The organism is Lysinibacillus sp. NPDC059133, assembly GCF_042755925.1.
In the GTDB taxonomy this organism is placed as follows: domain Bacteria; phylum Bacillota; class Bacilli; order Bacillales_A; family Planococcaceae; genus Lysinibacillus.
Map to the genome: position 1 here is coordinate 1 of NZ_JBHZDH010000077.1, position 17,054 is coordinate 17,054.

The window sequence follows — 17,054 nt, forward strand, 5'->3', positions numbered from 1 at the left end:
CCAAAATTTTGTTTCGTTCACCAACTCAAGGTTAGCTACTAAAAACTTTATTGATTACGTTTTGCTTGTTCAGTTTTCAAGGTTCATTTCGTCGCTGTTTTTTCAGCAGCAACTCTTATATAATATCATGTCGTAAACTCGATGTCAACAACTAATTTATTTAATGTAGTTGTTGTTTTTCAGTAGTTATCTTAACGACTTGTATAATACTACACCCTTAATCCAAAAAGGTCAACACCTTTTCGAATAAAAATTTATGCTTTTTCATTTCGTTGAAAAGCTTCCTATATAATAATTGAGTTCATTTCAGTTTAATATCTTTCGTGTCCAGGGTTCTAAAACAATAAAAAACGGACACCTCCCCTAATTCGCTGGCGTTCTTAGACTGAGTTCCTATATTTCAGCAGGTGCTTGAATATCCGCTGGAAGAAGTTAAATTTAAATATAAATTAAACAAAAAGACTCTTTCCTTTTTATATAATTCCATTAATACTATTAGATGACCACTATGCGGAAAGGAATTATGTAAAAATGTCCCATGTCAATAAAGATCTTGCTCGTACCTTAGAACAACAGCATAAGCGAAGTGTAAGAGGTTTGTTTTTAAAAATTCAAGACTTAAATAATAATTGTACATTATTAAGAAAACGACTTGAACCACATATTGACTTAGCCGTTTATAAGAATGCTATTGATTATGTAAATCAATTCGTTTCGCACACTACCATCCTCAACTTAAAATTCATTACAAACACACAAAATTTAGAAGTCGCTGTCTTACATACACTTTTATTAGCGCATATAGTAGAAAATGAAGATTCTTATACTTTTGAATATGAACATAAATTACTCCAAGGGTACATTCATGAAATATTTGCGTTAAACGATCATGCCAAAGCACTTTATACGAACCACCAGGAAAAGATGCTTCATTATATGGAATCTCAGCCAACATAAAAAAAGACGATCTTCGTAGCGCATTACTACTTGATCGTCTTTTTTCTTCATTCAGTAGAAGACTCCCACTTTTAAAGGTGGTGAGATAAATATGGATATGGTTCATTTTAAATGGTGCACAAACACCTACTAAATGAAGAAAAAGCCTCCGGCGGATGTCACGGATTTTGAAAGGAATGAATTGTGCAGGCACAATTCAAAATCCGGACGCAATTACGCCAAGGCGAAATTGATTTTATCTTTTTTCTTCTATTAATCCTTTAACAACCATTGATCGAACTGGTAAGAACTGTTCTCCTGTATCACCATAAGTAAGAATGACATCATCACCTTCTTGTAAATAAATTGCAAGTGGTTCTGTTTCTGAGCTTACCAAATAGTTTTCCCCGTTATTAAGTAAAAATGATACAACTGTATATTCGCCAAGACGTTCCTTGTATACGCGAAGTACCTTTCCACTTACATTTTTCTCTTCTGCATGTGAGCTTCCTTCTACTGTCGTTCCACCACGACTTAAGGCTGTTTTATATAATTTCAAAGCCTCTTTAGGGGTTGTCGCATAAACGGAAATTTCAGGATTTGCCGCAGATACGATGAAATAATTTTGTAAGAAACCATTTGAGTCAAGCACCGCGGTTAGCCAGCTAGCCTCACCGTAAAAGTTATACAACACCGGCATTTCGCCAGACCATTTCTTTTCAATAAATTTCTTCTCAATAATTTGCAAATTACCTTGTGAATCCATATAAGAAGCGTCTAAATTTCCAGTGTAATAAGTCGCTTGACCTGTTCGGGCATTTGTTAAGGAATAGCCAAGCATTGAATCGACACCCTCTTTAGGGCTCGTAAAGTCTGTGAAATAATACATATCGCCCTTTTCGTCAAAGATCGGGCTAACATTTGCCTCTGTTCCCTCATCTGAAGGAAGTTTTACATCTTTTTTCCCAAACTGACTGTTCCAAAATCCGTGTACGTAGTTACCAAAATAACTATTTTGTAAGCTTACTGTCTCTGGAGAAACCGCTCCATCAATAAATTCTGGGACATCCTCTAGCTTGATCACTTCTGATTTTCCTGAAAGCGCATCTACAAGCACGATCCCTTTTACATCGAAGCCATTACGCGCTGAAATAAATTCACCATATGAACGGATGTAGTATGGCTTACCTTCATCATCTATTTCAAGCTGAACATCTCCACAAAAAACAAGGAATGGATGTTGTAAACGAATATGACGCTCTAAATTTGAATTTAAATAAGCAGACGGAACATACTTCATTTCCTGCTCAACAAATTTAGGATTATCCGCTGAATCTGTTGCACTCATTATAAAGTAACCAGGAGTCGTCCCGCCATTGAACCATTTAAAGAAACCAGAGAACTCAACCGGTGCTATATAAACATACTCACCATTCACTTTTTGAATTTGTAAGCGTCCAAGCTCGTAATAACTCGTATTCGGTACTTGCCCGAACGCTTTTTTCATCTTATTACGCGCAAATTTAGGAGGAACACTTGCGGGTGTTTGTGTTTCATCGAATGGTTTTATTTCAACCTTTTCCTTCATTTCAGCTGATTTATATTTTTCGTTTGCATTCCATAAAGGAGCTGATAATACAAACACCGCAACACCTAAACTAGCTAAAAATAAAACACCCTTTATTTTTCTTTCAATACCACTTGCAAGAAGCGCACCACCTAATGTTAATAGAATAATAGCGGGCCAAAAAGCAAGCCAGTTTACATCCATTTTCGTCACATATACTGTTATACCAGTAGCTAAAGATCCTAGTACAAATACACCGATAAAGAAGAATCCAATTACCTTTCTAGATCCGTCTTCTCGCTTTTTCGTTATAAGCGGTGTTAATAAAACACTCGCAATTAGTCCAATGACTGCTGAAGCTATTAATAGCTTGGTCATTTCGTTCACCCTCTCTTACCTACTGTCCTCTTATTTACGGCTACATACTAAAAAAGTTTCATTCATACGATGAGTATAGAAACCCCTTTGTGCATTTCTTTCACAAAAGAATAAAGGAAATTTCAACATAGATAAAGAATTTCAAAGAAAAGGAGATGAGAAATTTGTCTAAAAAAATTTTAGTAACATTTATTATTTTATTTGGTCTATATTATATTTTTTTCCTGCCCCATATTCCAGAAAACTTGATACTTATCTTTAAAGTTATTCCAATGCTTCTGATCATTATTTTAGCCGCTACACAAAAAAATTTAGGCATTAAAAAGTATCAACTACTGATCGTCATCGGACTTGTGTTTTGTATGGTCGGTGATTATACACTACAGTGGTTTCTAGTTGGACTAACAAGCTTCTTAATCGGGCATATTTTTTATATCCTCGCCTTTTTTTCTACTAATGAACGACAAGTACCGACTTGGGCGAAGATTGTCTTACTCGTTTACGGGGCAAGTATGGCTGCGTGGATTGCAGGTACCGTGTTTTCATCAGGGGAAGTCGTGCTTGGTATCGCGGTCATTGCCTATATTTCGGTCATACTAACGATGGGTTGGACGGCGATTCGAACAGGTTCTATATTTGCAACGATTGGAGCTCTGCTATTTATCTCATCAGATTCCTATTTATCTATTAACAAGTTTGTTATGCCCTTACCATTTTCACACGAGGTTATTATGTTGACCTATTACGGTGCCCAAATACTAATTGCCTTAAGCATTTCTCAATATTCCGAAATCCGAAGTAAAGTGTTACAATAATATCAATTATGCCTCGGCATAATTGCGTCCAGAATCGGCTTTGTGCTTGCACAAAGAACTTCTTTTCCGATTCCGTGACATCCGCCGGAGGCTTTAACTTCTTTCAGCGGGTGTTTGGACACCCGCTGAAAGAAGTTAAACATATACATTAGGAGGCCATACTTATGAAAGAACAAGTAATCGAGCGTTTAATTCGTTATGCAAAAATTGATACACAATCTGATTTCACAAGCGAAACAACTCCTTCAACACAAAAGCAATTTGACTTATTGCATGTACTAAAAGATGAACTAGCTGCAATAGGCTTAACTGATATTACATTAGATGAAAATGGTTATTTATTTGCGACACTCGAAGCAAATACAGATAAAAAAGTGCCTACTATTGGTTTTTTAGCACATGTGGACACGACAACAGATTTCACTGGCACAAACGTTAATCCACAGCGCATTGACAACTATGATGGCGGAGTTATCCAGCTCAATGAAAATCTAGCGATGTCGCCAACGGATTTTCCTGAGCTTAAAAATTATGTAGGTCAAACGTTAATTACAACGGATGGTACGACATTATTAGGTGCTGACGATAAAGCTGGTATCGCAGAAATTATGACGGCTATGGAATACCTAGTAAACACTCCTTCTATTAAACATGGTAAATTGCGTGTAGCGTTTACACCCGACGAAGAAATTGGTCGCGGTCCTCATAAATTTGATGTGGCTGCATTTGGAGCCGACTATGCTTATACGATGGATGGCGGACCACTTGGCGAGCTACAATACGAAAGCTTTAATGCAGCAGGTGTAAAGGTTGTGACTAAAGGTACGAGTGTACACCCTGGTTCTGCAAAAAATAAAATGGTCAATGCCATCACAATGGCGATCGCTTTCCAAAATGAAATGCCTACCAATGAAGTACCAGAAAAAACGGAAGGCTATGAGGGCTTTATTCACTTAATGGGCTTTAACGGTGCGATTGAACATACTGAGCTTTCTTATATCGTCCGTGACCATGACCGTCAAAAGTTCGAGGCGAAAAAGCAATTAATTCTTGATGCTGCAGCAAAAATTAAAGCCCAATATGGCGAGGATGCTTTAAGCATTACTATGGAAGATCAATACTATAATATGGGCGAAAAAATTGAGCCTGTTAAAGAAATCGTTGACATTGCACGCATAGCAATGGAAAAGTTAGATATTACTCCAATTACATTACCAATCCGTGGCGGTACTGATGGTTCACAGCTTTCTTACATGGGCTTACCGACACCAAACATTTTTGCAGGTGGCGAAAATATGCACGGTAAATTCGAATATGTATCTGCAGAAACAATGGAGAAAGCTACACAAGTGATTGTTGAGATTGTTGAGCTATTTGAACAACAAGGAAAATAATTAAGAAGAAGGGTTTACCCCTTCTTCTTAATTTTTCCGAAAGTGATGACTGAATTTTCAAATTAAACAAAGGATTTTGAGGTGATTTTAATGAAAGAAATTGCATTGGGCATTTTAGCCTCACTTTTTTTTGCTGTTACATTTATATTGAATCATGCAATGGAAATGCAAGGTGGTAGCTGGCTATGGAGTGCATCGCTGCGCTATTTCTTCATGCTACCGTTTTTACTTGCGATCGTCTTTTATCGAAGAGGCTTTTCCAAACTATCAGGTGAGATGAAAGCACAGCCTGTAGCTTGGCTGCTTTGGAGCTTTATTGGGTTCGTATTGTTCTATGCCCCACTGACATTTGCAGCAGCATTCGGTCCAGGTTGGCTCGTTTCCGGAACATGGCAATTGACAATTGTCGCTGGTGTATTACTAGCTCCCCTATTTGTTTCAGTAGTAGCTGGGAAAACAGTACGTCAAAAAATACCGCTTATTTCATTACTCATTTCATGTGTCATTTTAGTCGGCATTTTACTTATCCAAGTACCACAGGCACAATCCGTTCCACTTAAAAGTTTAATGCTTGGCATTTTACCTGTTGTCATTGCTGCTTTTGCGTACCCTCTTGGTAATCGCAAAATGATGGAAATCTGTGGCGGACGTATCGATACATATCAACGAGTTCTCGGGATGACCATCGCCTCGATGCCCGCATGGATTATTCTAGCCATTTATGCAATGGCAACGGTCGGGCTCCCTTCAAGCAGCCAAGTGATGCAATCGTTGCTTGTAGGTATAAGCTCTGGTGTCATCGCCACAACATTATTTTTCATTGCAACCGACCGTGTTCGCGATCATCAAGGCAAGCTTGCAGCAGTTGAAGCAACACAATCGACTGAAATACTCTTTGTCATTATTGGTGAAGTATTGTTGCTCGGTATCGCATTCCCAAATCCAATTGCTCTCGCAGGTCTAGGTGTCATCATTGTTGGCATGCTATTACATAGCTACTATACGATGATACTAGGAAAAAAAAGCGCTGTTCCTAGCAGTAGTTCTACTCAGTAATATGAAAGACAAAAAATATAAAAATGTACATTACTATTTTAGTAGTGTACATTTTTCATTCTAGAGAACACTAAAATTTATAAATCATTGTTTTAGATGTCCCTACTACTTCATAATCTTTAAAGCCTAGTTTTTGATACATATTAATAGCCGTGTCATTTTCGAGGTCTACACTAAGTGAAATGGTATTGTATCCTTCATCCTTTGCTTGTTGGATTATTTTATGCATTAGTAAAGTTCCCACTCCTCTTCCTCTTACTTCTTTTGAAACAGCCATTCCTATTTCAGGCGTGTTGCCATCAATATAACCATAACTTTTTTTATTGTCGTCAAACAATCTGTACCAGACTGCACCAACAGTTTGATCTTCTGTGTTAAAAGCAATCAACACTCTATCTCCCTTTCTCCCCCAACCTTCGTGATATTTTCTTATGTCAGGCGAGTTTAGTAAAACTTCTTTTGATGGTTTATTCTCAGGAATATGAATAGACTCATATAACATATCTAGAAAGAACTCAAACTCGTTTTCGAAATTTCTAATATAAAACATGAAATAATCACCCCTTCTTATTAAGGTATATTATATATTAAATTGTAATTTTTAGGGTAATCAGCATAACGTGGCGATGAGTTCATTTTTATAGGAATACTTTGAAGATTTATCGGAACAATTTTAGCTTTTATCGGAATATTATCTCGTTTTATCGGAACAATTGCAGTTTCAATCAAAAAAAGACGACTCAGTCACAATGGAGTGAGTCGTCTAGAGATTTTACGTTCCCAAAAAATGAGGGGGGTTTTAGGAGCGTTATCATGAACTAGCAAACTTCTGGAGAAAAGTAGCTAAAGTTCACCCTCTCTACACTGTATTGTAGACGAGGAATAATCTTTATACGATAATGATAATCATTATCAATTATAAAGTCAACATTAATCTGAAAATTTCTTAAAGTTTTTTCAATTTCTTTCTGCTAAAAGAAATTAATGTCACAATGCCTTCTTCAGCGAGCGACGATATTGCCATTGCTTTAGTTGAAAATGTAGGAAGCAACCTATACAAAAGCCTGCAATTGCTACCGATGAAGCTGCAGCAACCATTCCCGTAAAGATATAGCCAACCACCTGCCATTTAAGCCAGTAACTTAATATCCCACCTGCTAAACATAAGCTAGCAATACTGGAATTAAATTTTTGCTGCTGCGCATCCTCTGGTATATATGTAGATGGCGCCTTTTTTAAAAACAGCTTCCCTACTCGAATAATAGGGTTAAAATCGCATAAAAGACCAAGTAAATTTGCTATTAAAGGAATTGCTAAAATCCAAAAGACACCTGTTATCCACGTTAGAATGACACTCAAAAAAATCGTCCATTGATTAAGTCGAACGAGAGGCCTTGGAATTGCATGAGGCTGTGACATTTTAAAACCTACCTTTCGGATATGTTTAATGTATTTTACTATACTGCATTCCATTTGTGAAGTAAAAATGATTAATTTATAATAAACGTAACAGATGATTGAAAGAAAAGGTGATGACAATGCCAGCATTAACGATGGATCAAGTTCGTCAATTGAATTCCTATAGCATTTATACGACAGAACCAAAGCGGACATTATTTACATTAGCTGATATACATAAAGACTTTTACCATCCTGATTTTTTAAACTTGATGATGGGTATTACAGACGCAGCAACAGAAACAGCCGCTATTTCTCATTTTGCACGCCGCTACGGTATGTTTTTCGCTATGCAACTTTACATGCTTGCTGCTTATGACGAGGTGTGGAACGGTAAACCGATCGAGCTTCGCTTTGACGCAGCAAAAGAATTCGACAGTTTTACAGTCGCCATGTTTGTTAACCCAAACGATTGGCGTTATGTCGAGGAGGAAGAACGTCAAGCCGTTATTGAAAAGATTCTATATGATGGGCATGTTATCGTTCAACAGCTTCGTAAAGTAACATCTATTTCCCCTCTTACTATTTGGGAGAATTTCTTTGGATATTTACTTTGGCACTATCACATATTGCTTTCTAATCCTGGGCTAGCCGATCAAGCAATGGAGGATATTGAAGCTTTAGAGGACCCTAAAACATGGGCTCGTTTCTCCAACAAATCTTGGTGGGCACAATATACAGGAGGTCAAAGCCCCACTAATTTAGTGAACGTTCCTGTACGAAAATCATGTTGTTTTTCTAAAGACATACCTGGTTTAATGGCTTGTGGCTTTTGCCCAATTAAATAAAAAAGATGCAAGTCATTCTACAGAGTAATCCAGTTAAGAATATATAGAAACTTAATGAAAAAGAATCCAATTTGATTAATCTTTTATTCAAATTGGATTCTTTTTATATATTACAAATTATGGGCTGGGGATGAATTTTGATGAAGCATTCTAATATGAAGATGTGCGGCAATTTCCATTTTTACTATTATCCTAAAAAATTTAAAACCTTTTCCAATTTGAGTCGTCTCTTTAGTGCGCGATATCTTACGGAGGATAAAAATGATAAATCAAAATCCATTTGAGGTGATTGAAGAGATTTATGAGGAGCATTACACATATTTGCGGAACTTTTTAATTGGATTAACTAAAAGTTATGACGTAGCCGATGACATCATTCAAGAGTTATTTGCAAAAATCTTAACAGATCCATCAAAAGTGCAACAAGTTACTTATATGAAAAGCTGGTTAGTGAAGGCAGCTAAAAATACACTCCTCGATCATTACAAAAAAAGAAAACCAGCGCTGTTTCATGATGAAAGTGTCATTGAAAGCTTATTAATTGATAATCAAACACCTGAATCAAAGGCAATCATAAATTCCCAAATTATAACTACCTTAGGTTATTTATCGACGCATGATAAGGCCATTTTTTTAGCTAAGTTTCATTATGGTTATGATTATCAAGAAATAAGTACACTTTTGGATATACCTATCCCTACATTAAAGTCCAAGATATTTAGGATGAGAAAGCAGATGGCTAGAAAGAGGTGAAAAGATGGAGGATTCCCAAAAGATTCATATTCTTTCGCGGGAGTTAATCTCTGTATTTGATGAGCTAGAACAGGCAACAAAAGATATAGTTTTGGAACATATTCAAGACTGTAGTGAGTGTAGGCAATTATTTAATGAATTAGCTGAAGGAATTTATCCGATGTTAGAGCAGAGTGAAGAAGTAGAAATAAAGCCATTAAAGAAATTAGTTCAGTTTAATCATGGCCTTAAATGGTTGTTTATTTCCATTAGAGCCTTCATTTTATTTTATATCATTTATTCTTCTTTTTACTTTTACAACTGGGAACTGTCTGCTGATGCAGCCATTGAATATATCAAAAGTGTCACTTTCATGTTCTATTTCCCAGCAGCTATTTTTTTATCAGTATTCACGATGACGTTTTTTACCAAAAGGTGGATTATACTCTCAATTCTCTTTGATTTGGGGATCATATTTTTTCTAGACACATTTATGTCGATTTTCAATTAATACATTAATATATTGGGGTGAACAAATTGGGAACGATAAGTTTAGTTGGTTTCATTATAGGGGCATGTATTTTCCTTTTTACTTTAATAGCTATGAAAAAAACAGGAAAGTTCTACTTGGCTCCGATTGTGACATTTTTAATTGCTGTGTTTACCGTCCTATACGGATTGTTCAAAGTGAGAGGCTTTGAAGGGATGGGTTTTGGCATTATTGGAGCAGGTATTTTGATAGCTGCCATAGTTGGGACGTCGTTACTTCCTTTTACGCAAGGCCTAAAAAAATCTGAATTTAACAAAGTGGATAAATCAATCTTATTTATAGTCCCAGTCCTTATTTTTGCTATTATTGGTTGGACGATCACTTTAGATAAAGGTTATTGGATCAATGAAGAAGGCGTTATAGTGGCTGGTAAAGATACATCCTCCTACTACGAGGTATCTACGATTTCTGAAGGAATGAAACAAATTCATATTCAATTAGGCGAGAAATATGAAGGAAAGCATCTGGAAGTAAAAGATGTAAAGACCATAGGGAACACTGAAATCACAGTTAAGGTCGTCGATAAAGGGAAAGAAACGGGACTCCCCTTTATAAAGATAGGTCTAGAAAAAATTGTTGAGCCGTTAGTGGTCCAAACAACTGATGGAGAGATTATCAGTTCTAAATTTAATAACTAAAAAGACTCCTGCGGGATGAGCTTGCGCGAAAAGCCCCAGCTCGAAGTGAAAATCAACCTTTGATTATTGATACAACTTAGTTTATATTTATTTTGTCGATAAGCTAAGCCCTACCTCTCACAATAAGTAAAAGGTAAGGCTTTTTTCTGTTATTTATTTTTCATAAACGACGAACCAATCATCTTGATCCTCATACATAGAAGTACCTATGTAGCCCTGCTTCAAAAGTTGTTGCTGGCCAAATGTATCCCCCATCGATATCGACTTCTTCTCTTTAAAGATTGGTAGCTCTTGTCGTAAGTCCTTATAGAAAATATATCGTAGCTTATCTACATACTTTATCTTTAATCCCTTTACGAGTAATCCTTGGGAAAATTTATCTTTTAAACTAGGGATATTATATGGCTTTACCGTTGAGCATACATAATCATATTTTGCTAAATCGATATGTCCCATGACAACTTGAGCTAATGTTTTTTGTAATCCGTAACCACGATATGTTGGTGAGACATTCGATATTTCTTGATATAAAACTTTATGAAATTCATCCTCGCCAATCCCGCAATCATAGCCAAGGTGTTCGTCATCGACAGGTGGGTTCAATAGTGCGCGAAAGGCCATTAACTCATCCCCTACGAAAGCACCGATCATCATGCCATTGCCGCTTAAAATATAGTCAAATTCCTCCGTGCTTAATGGCTGTAATATACTTTGGTCTGCTAATGATTCATAAACCTCAAGCTGTAATTTTTCAATTTCTTGCAACTGTTGAAGATTTAATGTTGTAACAAAAAACGGCGTTTCCCCAAGCATACCTTCATAAATTTTTTCCATTTCGCCGCCTCCTTAGTCTGTTACAATTGTTGAGAACTTACACAATTCTTTCAGGATCTCTTCATCTACATCGATACCTAATCCTGGTTTTTCATTTAAACAGATAAATGGAACATCATAGTATAAGTTTCCGACATCCTTAGAGAACTTTAATGGACCTGTTAATTCTACACTTGTCATTATTTTTTTAGAGAATGCTACATGGAAGCCAGCTGCTGAACCAACGGATGATTCTACCATGGAACCGATTTGGCATTCAATGCCTGCCATTTCAGCCATAACTGCTAGTTTCATAGCAGGATAAATTCCACCGCATTTCATTAATTTAATATTAACTTTATCTGCAGCACGCTTCGCAATAATTTCACGCATTTCACGTACACCGCGAAGTCCTTCATCAATCATTAATGGTACATCTGTTTTTGACTTCACTTCTACCATTCCATCAATATCTTCACTGTCTACTGGCTGCTCTAACCAATCGATATTTAGATCCTTTAATGCACGTAAACCTTGTAATGTAGTTGATGCATTGCCCCATCCTTGGTTTACATCTACACGAATGGCGATGTCTTCACCAACACGTTCACGCACCGCTTTGATACGAGCAACATCACGACCTACCTCTGTTCCTACCTTCATTTTAAATGATTGATAGCCCATTTCCACACGATTAGCCGCCTCTTCTGCCATCGCCTCAGGTGTTCCAATGCTCAATACATGTGTAATCGGGAATTTCTCATGATAACGTCCACCTAGTAGTTGATACACTGGAACCTGTAACGCTTTCCCTGCAATATCAAAACAAGCAATGTCAATCGCTGCCTTCGCTGCTGGGACATCCTTCACTACTTTGTTCATTTTATCGTGAAGCTTTTCAAAGGCCATTGGATTTTCTCCAATGATTGCAGGAGCAAGTTGGTTTTTTAATAGCGCGTACGTGCTCTCCCACGTCTCCCCTGTTACGTGCTCATCTGGTACTGCTTCACCGTAGCCTACAATACCTGTGTCTGTCGTCACCTTCAAAATAATAGAAGGCATCGTATCATATGTAGCATAACTGATGATAAATGGATCAATAAGTGGTAAATGGATTGCAAAAATTTCTACTTGTTGGATTTTCATTTTTATCAGTCTCCTGTATAATATAGTTGTCGCTAATACGTCGCAAATTATTGAAAAAATATAGAATAGAAAAGGAACGTTGCCTATGTCTACTAAAATAGCGGTTATCTGCTCTAAAGCATTTATGAAGCGTATAAACAGTATCGCACAAAACATAGAGAATATTCAAATAGATTTTTATCTTTACAATCAACCTACAGAGGCACCCGTTTTGTTAAAGGAAATGAAGCCATGTGATGCACTTTTATTCGGAGGAACGCTACCCTATTTACATGCCCAATCTGCACTGTCAGAACTGCCCATACCTTGGAATTATATAAAACAAGATGAGACGGCAATTTCTACCACTTTATTATCGCTTGTAGCTAATCATGCAGTACCTTTAAATAGAATTTCCATTGATGTTATGAATCCTGCTATTGTCGAAAATGTTCTAACAGAAATAGAGTATTGTGGTCCAAAACCATATATTCAGCCTATTTCTATCACTAAACCTACTCAATCTATATTGCAGCATCATATCGCTTTATGGGAAGCTAACAGCATTGACTTTGTCATAACAAGTATTCATAGTGTGTTTGATGATTTACAGGCTCTTCAAATACCTGCAATGCGCATGTTAGATGCAACTAACTCCATTATTCAATACTTAGAGGAGACGAAATCCCAATCACTTCTTACAAAGTCCGAATCTGCGAAAGCCGTCGTCGGACTATTGGAAGCTCCTGAAAATAAACCTATAGACGATAACATGTTAACGCAAATTACTGTAGCTACACATTCAACTTATAAAGAAATTTCACCTTATTCTTTTGAGCTCTATACGACAGCCGGGCATTTGCAAATGGCACTCGAAAAAGAGAACTTACAGAACTTATTACAACAAACCGATCAGTCATTTAAGCTAGCATTTGGGTATGGTCATTCTATCGTTGAGGCTAACCAAAATGCTAAGAATGCATTAACATTTGCTAAACCTTGTGAAATTTATATACTTGATGAACATAAAAACTTGCTAGGTCCATTCCCTAAATCAGAAGTAAGACTAGCTTTAAAAACAGATGATCCCTACGTTTTACAAATGGCAAAGCAGACAAGCTTAAGTCCATTAAATATTTCCAAGATCATTCATTTTAGCCGAGAGCGACAATCAGCTCAATTTACATCTCATAATCTTTCAGAATACTTACAAGTTACACGCCGCACAACAGAGCGCATTATTAAAAAATTAGTGGATAACGGCTATGCGAAAGTAGTTGGTGAAGAAATGACACACCAACAAGGTCGCCCACGTACAATATATGAATTGAACTTTGCTGTCTACTAAGATCAATTATGCCTCGGCATAATTGCGTCCCAGATGCGGCTTCGTCCTTAGGCCAGCAGATGTTTTTTGTGCGAAAGCGCAGCGACAGCAACAACAACATAAGGGACTACACGATGTAGCTCATTTTGGCAATGCCACAGGACGTGGCGTTCTTAGACTGAGTTCCTTTATTTCAGCGGATGTTTGGACACCCGCTGAAATAAATTAATTGAAAAGCGCTCGGAGATGCTACTTCATCCACGAGAGCTTAATTATCAGAGAAGAGTAAACTTTTAACTCTTGGATTTAGTCAGCCATAACCATATTAGCATCATCTATCTCTTGCTCTTTTTTGCGCTGCTCTGCTGCTTCCATTTCTTCAGGTGTCAGCTTAACAATCGCAAATCCGATATATGCATAAAAAATTGAAATAATAGGTACTAGGAAGTTAATAATTGCATATGGCGCGTATTCCATGGCCCCTACACCTAATGTTGCTAAAATAAAGACCCCACAAGTATTCCATGGGAAGAATACAGAAGTAAGTGTGCCCCCATCTTCTAACGCGCGAGATAAGTTTTTCGAATGCAGGCCACGCTCTCGATACACATTCGCAAACATACGTGATGGAACAACAATTGAAATATACTGCTCAGAACATGTAGCGTTTGTTGTAATACATGCAGCAATCGTTGAAGCAACTAAGCTTCCTGTAGATTTAGCAAATTTCACAATGACATTCATAAGTGCTTTTAACATGCCGGAATATTCTAACACCCCACCGAATGTCATAGCCACAATTGTCATTGAAACCGTATTCATCATCGAATCTAAACCACCACGGTTAAATAGGTTGTCCACCATTTCATTGCCAGTTGAAATCACGAATCCTTCTTGTAAAGCATGTACAGCCATTGTAGGTGTGCCGCCTTGTACGAAGATTTGTAGTAAGAATCCTGAGATAATTCCGACAACTAAAGCTGGAATTGCAGGTACTTTTTTCGCTACCAGTACAATTACACCAACTGGTACAAGCAATAACCAAGGAGAAATAACGAAACTTTCCTCCATTACTTTTAATGTTGTTAAAATGCTTTCTGATTTCATTGAAATATCTGCGAAGCTTCTTCCCATAATGCCAAATACAACGATTGCAATGACTAAAGCTGGAATTGTTGTATAAAGCATGTGCTTAATATGATCAAATAAGTCGGTACCAGTTAAACCTGCTGCGAGATTAGTAGTATCTGATAATGGTGACATCTTATCACCAAAGTATGAACCCGAAATAACTGCTCCGGCAATCATTGCTGCTGGGATTCCCATACTTAAACCAATACCCATACCAGCAACACCTATTGTAGCCATCGTCGACCATGAGCTACCAATCGCCAGTGATACAATAGCACATAACAGCATGATTGTTACTAAAAACCAAGCTGGAGAAATTAATTTTAAACCAAAATAAATCATTGTCGCTACGACACCGCCGCCAATCCATGCGCCAATTGTCAAGCCTACTAAAATAATAATAACAATTGCTGGTAAAGCTAGACGTATCCCCTTATACATCATTTCCTCAATTTCCATCCATTTAAATCCATGTATTTTGGCAACTACTGCTGCTACAGTTGTTCCGATAATAAGTGGTACGTGAGGACTTTGCTCTAACACAACTACTGTAATTAACATAGCTATAATCATTATTACAAAAGGCAGAAGTGCCCAACCAGCATTAATATCTTTTTTCATGAATCCATCCCCTTTTTTGCACCAGTTGCCAATCTCGGTTGTCAAAGACGCAAATAATTTTTTACGTTTTTTAGCATAATATTCAAAAAATTAAAAGTCAACGCAAAAATTTTATGCTTCTCGAGCGATTTCGACTATTTTAGCGCAATAAAACGCTTTCAAATAGCTATTAAGGACAATCCGAAATATTCATACATTTCGATAAAAAATAAAATAAAAAAGAACTATATCAAAGAAATTTTGACATAGCTCTCTCGCGATCATTATTCGTATTCAGGTTTTTTCTCTAACACACAAGCAAGTACTTTCGCAGCATCCATTAATGCACTTCGTTCAAAAGTCATTTTTGGATGATGTAATCCAGGCGTTAAGTTCGCTCCAATACCAACCATCGTTGCTTTTAATTCAGGTTTTTTAACTGTGTAGAAATGAAAATCGTCACTTCCAGGTGTTGTTATTTCCCCAGCTAGATGCTCTTTTCCAAGAGTTTCAATAATTGCTTCTTTAGCCATACGTGCGGCAATTGAAGAAACCTCGGCACCAGGCGTGAAATCTATCCATTTCCAGTCCATATCAATCTCAAACTGCTGTTGGATTGATGTTAAACCAAACTCAATACGACTACGAAGTAATTCTAGTTGGTTATTTCGTTGCGCTCGAATATCCATCGAGAAGCTCGCAGTACCTGGAATAATATTCGTACTACCACCATCAGCAACAATCTTCGTTAGCTTTGCAGAATGAGGCTCAAAAGGTGATAAATGTATGCTATTGAGCATTTGTTGTACGGCCATAATCACATCGATTGCATTTTTCCCTTGATGAGGTCTAGCACCATGGGCATCAGTGCCTCGTATTGTTCCTTCTAAAAAATAGGCTGCCCCATGATGGATAGCAGGCGATACCTTGCCAAGTGGCAGCTCTTCAATTGGTCTTAAATGCACACCAAATAAATGCGATACGCCATCAACAGCTCCGCGCTCGAAGGCTGCACAAGCTCCATTTCCAAGTTCTTCAGCAGGCTGGAAAATAAAACGAACACGATGTTGCAATGGTCGATCTTTCAGCAGTAATAAAGCGCCAAGTACCATCGTGATATTTGCATCATGCCCACAAGAGTGGTTCGCTTGCCATTTCCCATCCACTTCCTGCCATAAAGCATCTATATCTGCACGTACAGCAACAATTTCATCACCTGTACCAATTTCAGCAATTAACCCCGGAACATCCCCTAACAAACGATAGGATACATTTAACTCATCTAAAATGGACGCAATCTTTTTAGTAGTTTCGAATTCCTTCCAGCTTACCTCTGGGTATTTATGAAAATGTTCAAACCATTGATAAATTGCTTCTTCTACTGTTACTGCATTTGACATAACTACACCTCTATACGCATTTTTGTTTCTCATTATACATGAAACTATTTCTTAAAAGTACATATGGATTTAGACCTATATATATGAAAAACAAGGATATTTTATTAATATGACACCATACAGTCGAAATAAATCAAGTATAAAAAATGAGGTTAATTACCAAAAGTTGTGTATGACATTTACTAAAATATATGCCATATATAAGTTGATTGGAGTGGAGACTGGGCGACTCCTTGGGGATCAGCAATAGAGGAACGAAGGCTAAAACCATCACGTCCTGTGATAACGCCTTCGTGACCAACATCGGTGCTGTTGCTGTCGCTTCGTTGCACTACGCTTTCGCACA

Annotated in this window: 16 protein-coding genes; 9 read left to right on the forward strand and 7 right to left on the reverse strand. The window is 37.2% G+C overall.

What is annotated here, in order from left to right; genetic code table 11:
• The first annotated feature begins 531 nt into the window (after positions 1–531).
• Positions 532–957: a hypothetical protein gene (locus ACFXN8_RS24495; protein ID WP_386848068.1), complete on the forward strand. Its 426-nt coding sequence runs from the start codon at positions 532–534 to the stop codon at positions 955–957.
• A 235-nt stretch (positions 958–1,192) separates the two neighbouring features.
• Here the strand turns inward: ACFXN8_RS24495 and ACFXN8_RS24500 are convergent, their stop codons facing one another.
• A complete protein-coding gene (locus ACFXN8_RS24500) occupies positions 1,193–2,881 on the reverse strand; it encodes a hypothetical protein (protein WP_386848069.1) in 1,689 nt (562 codons plus the stop codon).
• 155 nt (positions 2,882–3,036) lie between these two features.
• On the opposite strand from ACFXN8_RS24500, the gene ACFXN8_RS24505 reads away from it, so the two are divergent.
• From ACFXN8_RS24505 to ACFXN8_RS24515, 3 genes are all read left to right on the forward strand, one after another.
• On the forward strand, positions 3,037–3,696 hold the full coding sequence (locus tag ACFXN8_RS24505; protein ID WP_386848070.1) for a lysoplasmalogenase: 660 nt from the start codon (positions 3,037–3,039) through the stop codon (positions 3,694–3,696).
• Between the two features lie 164 nt (positions 3,697–3,860).
• Complete coding sequence (pepT, locus tag ACFXN8_RS24510; RefSeq protein ID WP_376077024.1) at positions 3,861–5,090, forward strand: peptidase T; 1,230 nt, start codon at positions 3,861–3,863, stop codon at positions 5,088–5,090.
• Positions 5,091–5,180: 90 nt separating this feature from the next.
• Positions 5,181–6,146, forward strand: coding sequence for a DMT family transporter (locus tag ACFXN8_RS24515; RefSeq protein WP_376077023.1), 966 nt, complete (start codon positions 5,181–5,183; stop codon positions 6,144–6,146).
• A gap of 70 nt (positions 6,147–6,216) precedes the next feature.
• On the opposite strand, the gene ACFXN8_RS24520 is transcribed toward ACFXN8_RS24515, so the two are convergent.
• Together ACFXN8_RS24520 and ACFXN8_RS24525 are read right to left on the reverse strand one after the other, a co-directional pair.
• A complete protein-coding gene (locus tag ACFXN8_RS24520) occupies positions 6,217–6,696 on the reverse strand; it encodes a GNAT family N-acetyltransferase (RefSeq protein WP_386848071.1) in 480 nt (159 codons plus the stop codon).
• 437 nt (positions 6,697–7,133) lie between these two features.
• The gene (locus tag ACFXN8_RS24525; RefSeq protein WP_386848072.1) at positions 7,134–7,565 is read right to left on the reverse strand and encodes a DUF4395 domain-containing protein; all 432 of its coding nucleotides are present in this window, start codon (positions 7,563–7,565) and stop codon (positions 7,134–7,136) included.
• A gap of 119 nt (positions 7,566–7,684) precedes the next feature.
• On the opposite strand from ACFXN8_RS24525, the gene ACFXN8_RS24530 reads away from it, so the two are divergent.
• The 4 genes from ACFXN8_RS24530 to ACFXN8_RS24545 all read left to right on the forward strand — a co-directional run bounded on the left by ACFXN8_RS24530 (position 7,685) and on the right by ACFXN8_RS24545 (position 10,312).
• The gene (locus ACFXN8_RS24530; protein ID WP_386848073.1) at positions 7,685–8,392 is read left to right on the forward strand and encodes a Fe-S oxidoreductase; all 708 of its coding nucleotides are present in this window, start codon (positions 7,685–7,687) and stop codon (positions 8,390–8,392) included.
• A gap of 261 nt (positions 8,393–8,653) precedes the next feature.
• Positions 8,654–9,145: an RNA polymerase sigma factor gene (locus ACFXN8_RS24535; RefSeq protein WP_370048417.1), complete on the forward strand. Its 492-nt coding sequence runs from the start codon at positions 8,654–8,656 to the stop codon at positions 9,143–9,145.
• A gap of 4 nt (positions 9,146–9,149) precedes the next feature.
• Complete coding sequence (locus ACFXN8_RS24540) at positions 9,150–9,635, forward strand: hypothetical protein (protein ID WP_386848074.1); 486 nt, start codon at positions 9,150–9,152, stop codon at positions 9,633–9,635.
• A gap of 26 nt (positions 9,636–9,661) precedes the next feature.
• Positions 9,662–10,312: a YesK family protein gene (locus ACFXN8_RS24545; protein WP_386848075.1), complete on the forward strand. Its 651-nt coding sequence runs from the start codon at positions 9,662–9,664 to the stop codon at positions 10,310–10,312.
• 153 nt (positions 10,313–10,465) lie between these two features.
• Here ACFXN8_RS24545 and ACFXN8_RS24550 read toward each other — a convergent pair whose 3' ends face one another.
• Together ACFXN8_RS24550 and ACFXN8_RS24555 are read right to left on the reverse strand one after the other, a co-directional pair.
• Positions 10,466–11,146 carry a GNAT family N-acetyltransferase gene (locus tag ACFXN8_RS24550; protein WP_386848076.1) on the reverse strand — a complete coding sequence of 227 codons (681 nt, stop codon included), beginning with the start codon at positions 11,144–11,146 and terminating at the stop codon, positions 10,466–10,468.
• A 12-nt stretch (positions 11,147–11,158) separates the two neighbouring features.
• The gene (locus ACFXN8_RS24555; RefSeq protein WP_386848077.1) at positions 11,159–12,271 is read right to left on the reverse strand and encodes a mandelate racemase/muconate lactonizing enzyme family protein; all 1,113 of its coding nucleotides are present in this window, start codon (positions 12,269–12,271) and stop codon (positions 11,159–11,161) included.
• A gap of 85 nt (positions 12,272–12,356) precedes the next feature.
• Here ACFXN8_RS24555 and ACFXN8_RS24560 point away from each other — a divergent pair, with 85 nt between their 5' ends.
• Entirely contained in the window at positions 12,357–13,598 is a 1,242-nt protein-coding gene (locus tag ACFXN8_RS24560; RefSeq protein WP_386848078.1) for a hypothetical protein, read from the forward strand.
• Positions 13,599–13,883: 285 nt separating this feature from the next.
• Here the strand turns inward: ACFXN8_RS24560 and nhaC are convergent, their stop codons facing one another.
• Entirely contained in the window at positions 13,884–15,329 is a 1,446-nt protein-coding gene (gene nhaC, locus ACFXN8_RS24565; protein WP_376076994.1) for a Na+/H+ antiporter NhaC, read from the reverse strand.
• 263 nt (positions 15,330–15,592) lie between these two features.
• On the reverse strand, positions 15,593–16,708 hold the full coding sequence (locus tag ACFXN8_RS24570; RefSeq protein ID WP_386848079.1) for an amidohydrolase: 1,116 nt from the start codon (positions 16,706–16,708) through the stop codon (positions 15,593–15,595).
• Positions 16,709–17,054: the final 346 nt, after the last annotated feature.

What these genes read in the sequence shown, in the direction of transcription:
- ACFXN8_RS24495 (WP_386848068.1), top strand. Translation starts at nt 532, where the DNA reads ATGTCCCATGTCAATAAAGATCTTGCTCGTACCTTAGAACAACAGCAT.
- ACFXN8_RS24500 (WP_386848069.1), bottom strand. Translation starts at nt 2,881, where the DNA reads ATGACCAAGCTATTAATAGCTTCAGCAGTCATTGGACTAATTGCGAGT.
- ACFXN8_RS24505 (WP_386848070.1), top strand. Translation starts at nt 3,037, where the DNA reads ATGAGAAATTTGTCTAAAAAAATTTTAGTAACATTTATTATTTTATTT.
- pepT (WP_376077024.1), top strand. Translation starts at nt 3,861, where the DNA reads ATGAAAGAACAAGTAATCGAGCGTTTAATTCGTTATGCAAAAATTGAT.
- ACFXN8_RS24515 (WP_376077023.1), top strand. Translation starts at nt 5,181, where the DNA reads ATGAAAGAAATTGCATTGGGCATTTTAGCCTCACTTTTTTTTGCTGTT.
- ACFXN8_RS24520 (WP_386848071.1), bottom strand. Translation starts at nt 6,696, where the DNA reads ATGTTTTATATTAGAAATTTCGAAAACGAGTTTGAGTTCTTTCTAGAT.
- ACFXN8_RS24525 (WP_386848072.1), bottom strand. Translation starts at nt 7,565, where the DNA reads ATGTCACAGCCTCATGCAATTCCAAGGCCTCTCGTTCGACTTAATCAA.
- ACFXN8_RS24530 (WP_386848073.1), top strand. Translation starts at nt 7,685, where the DNA reads ATGCCAGCATTAACGATGGATCAAGTTCGTCAATTGAATTCCTATAGC.
- ACFXN8_RS24535 (WP_370048417.1), top strand. Translation starts at nt 8,654, where the DNA reads ATGATAAATCAAAATCCATTTGAGGTGATTGAAGAGATTTATGAGGAG.
- ACFXN8_RS24540 (WP_386848074.1), top strand. Translation starts at nt 9,150, where the DNA reads ATGGAGGATTCCCAAAAGATTCATATTCTTTCGCGGGAGTTAATCTCT.
- ACFXN8_RS24550 (WP_386848076.1), bottom strand. Translation starts at nt 11,146, where the DNA reads ATGGAAAAAATTTATGAAGGTATGCTTGGGGAAACGCCGTTTTTTGTT.
- ACFXN8_RS24555 (WP_386848077.1), bottom strand. Translation starts at nt 12,271, where the DNA reads ATGAAAATCCAACAAGTAGAAATTTTTGCAATCCATTTACCACTTATT.
- ACFXN8_RS24560 (WP_386848078.1), top strand. Translation starts at nt 12,357, where the DNA reads ATGTCTACTAAAATAGCGGTTATCTGCTCTAAAGCATTTATGAAGCGT.
- nhaC (WP_376076994.1), bottom strand. Translation starts at nt 15,329, where the DNA reads ATGAAAAAAGATATTAATGCTGGTTGGGCACTTCTGCCTTTTGTAATA.
- ACFXN8_RS24570 (WP_386848079.1), bottom strand. Translation starts at nt 16,708, where the DNA reads ATGTCAAATGCAGTAACAGTAGAAGAAGCAATTTATCAATGGTTTGAA.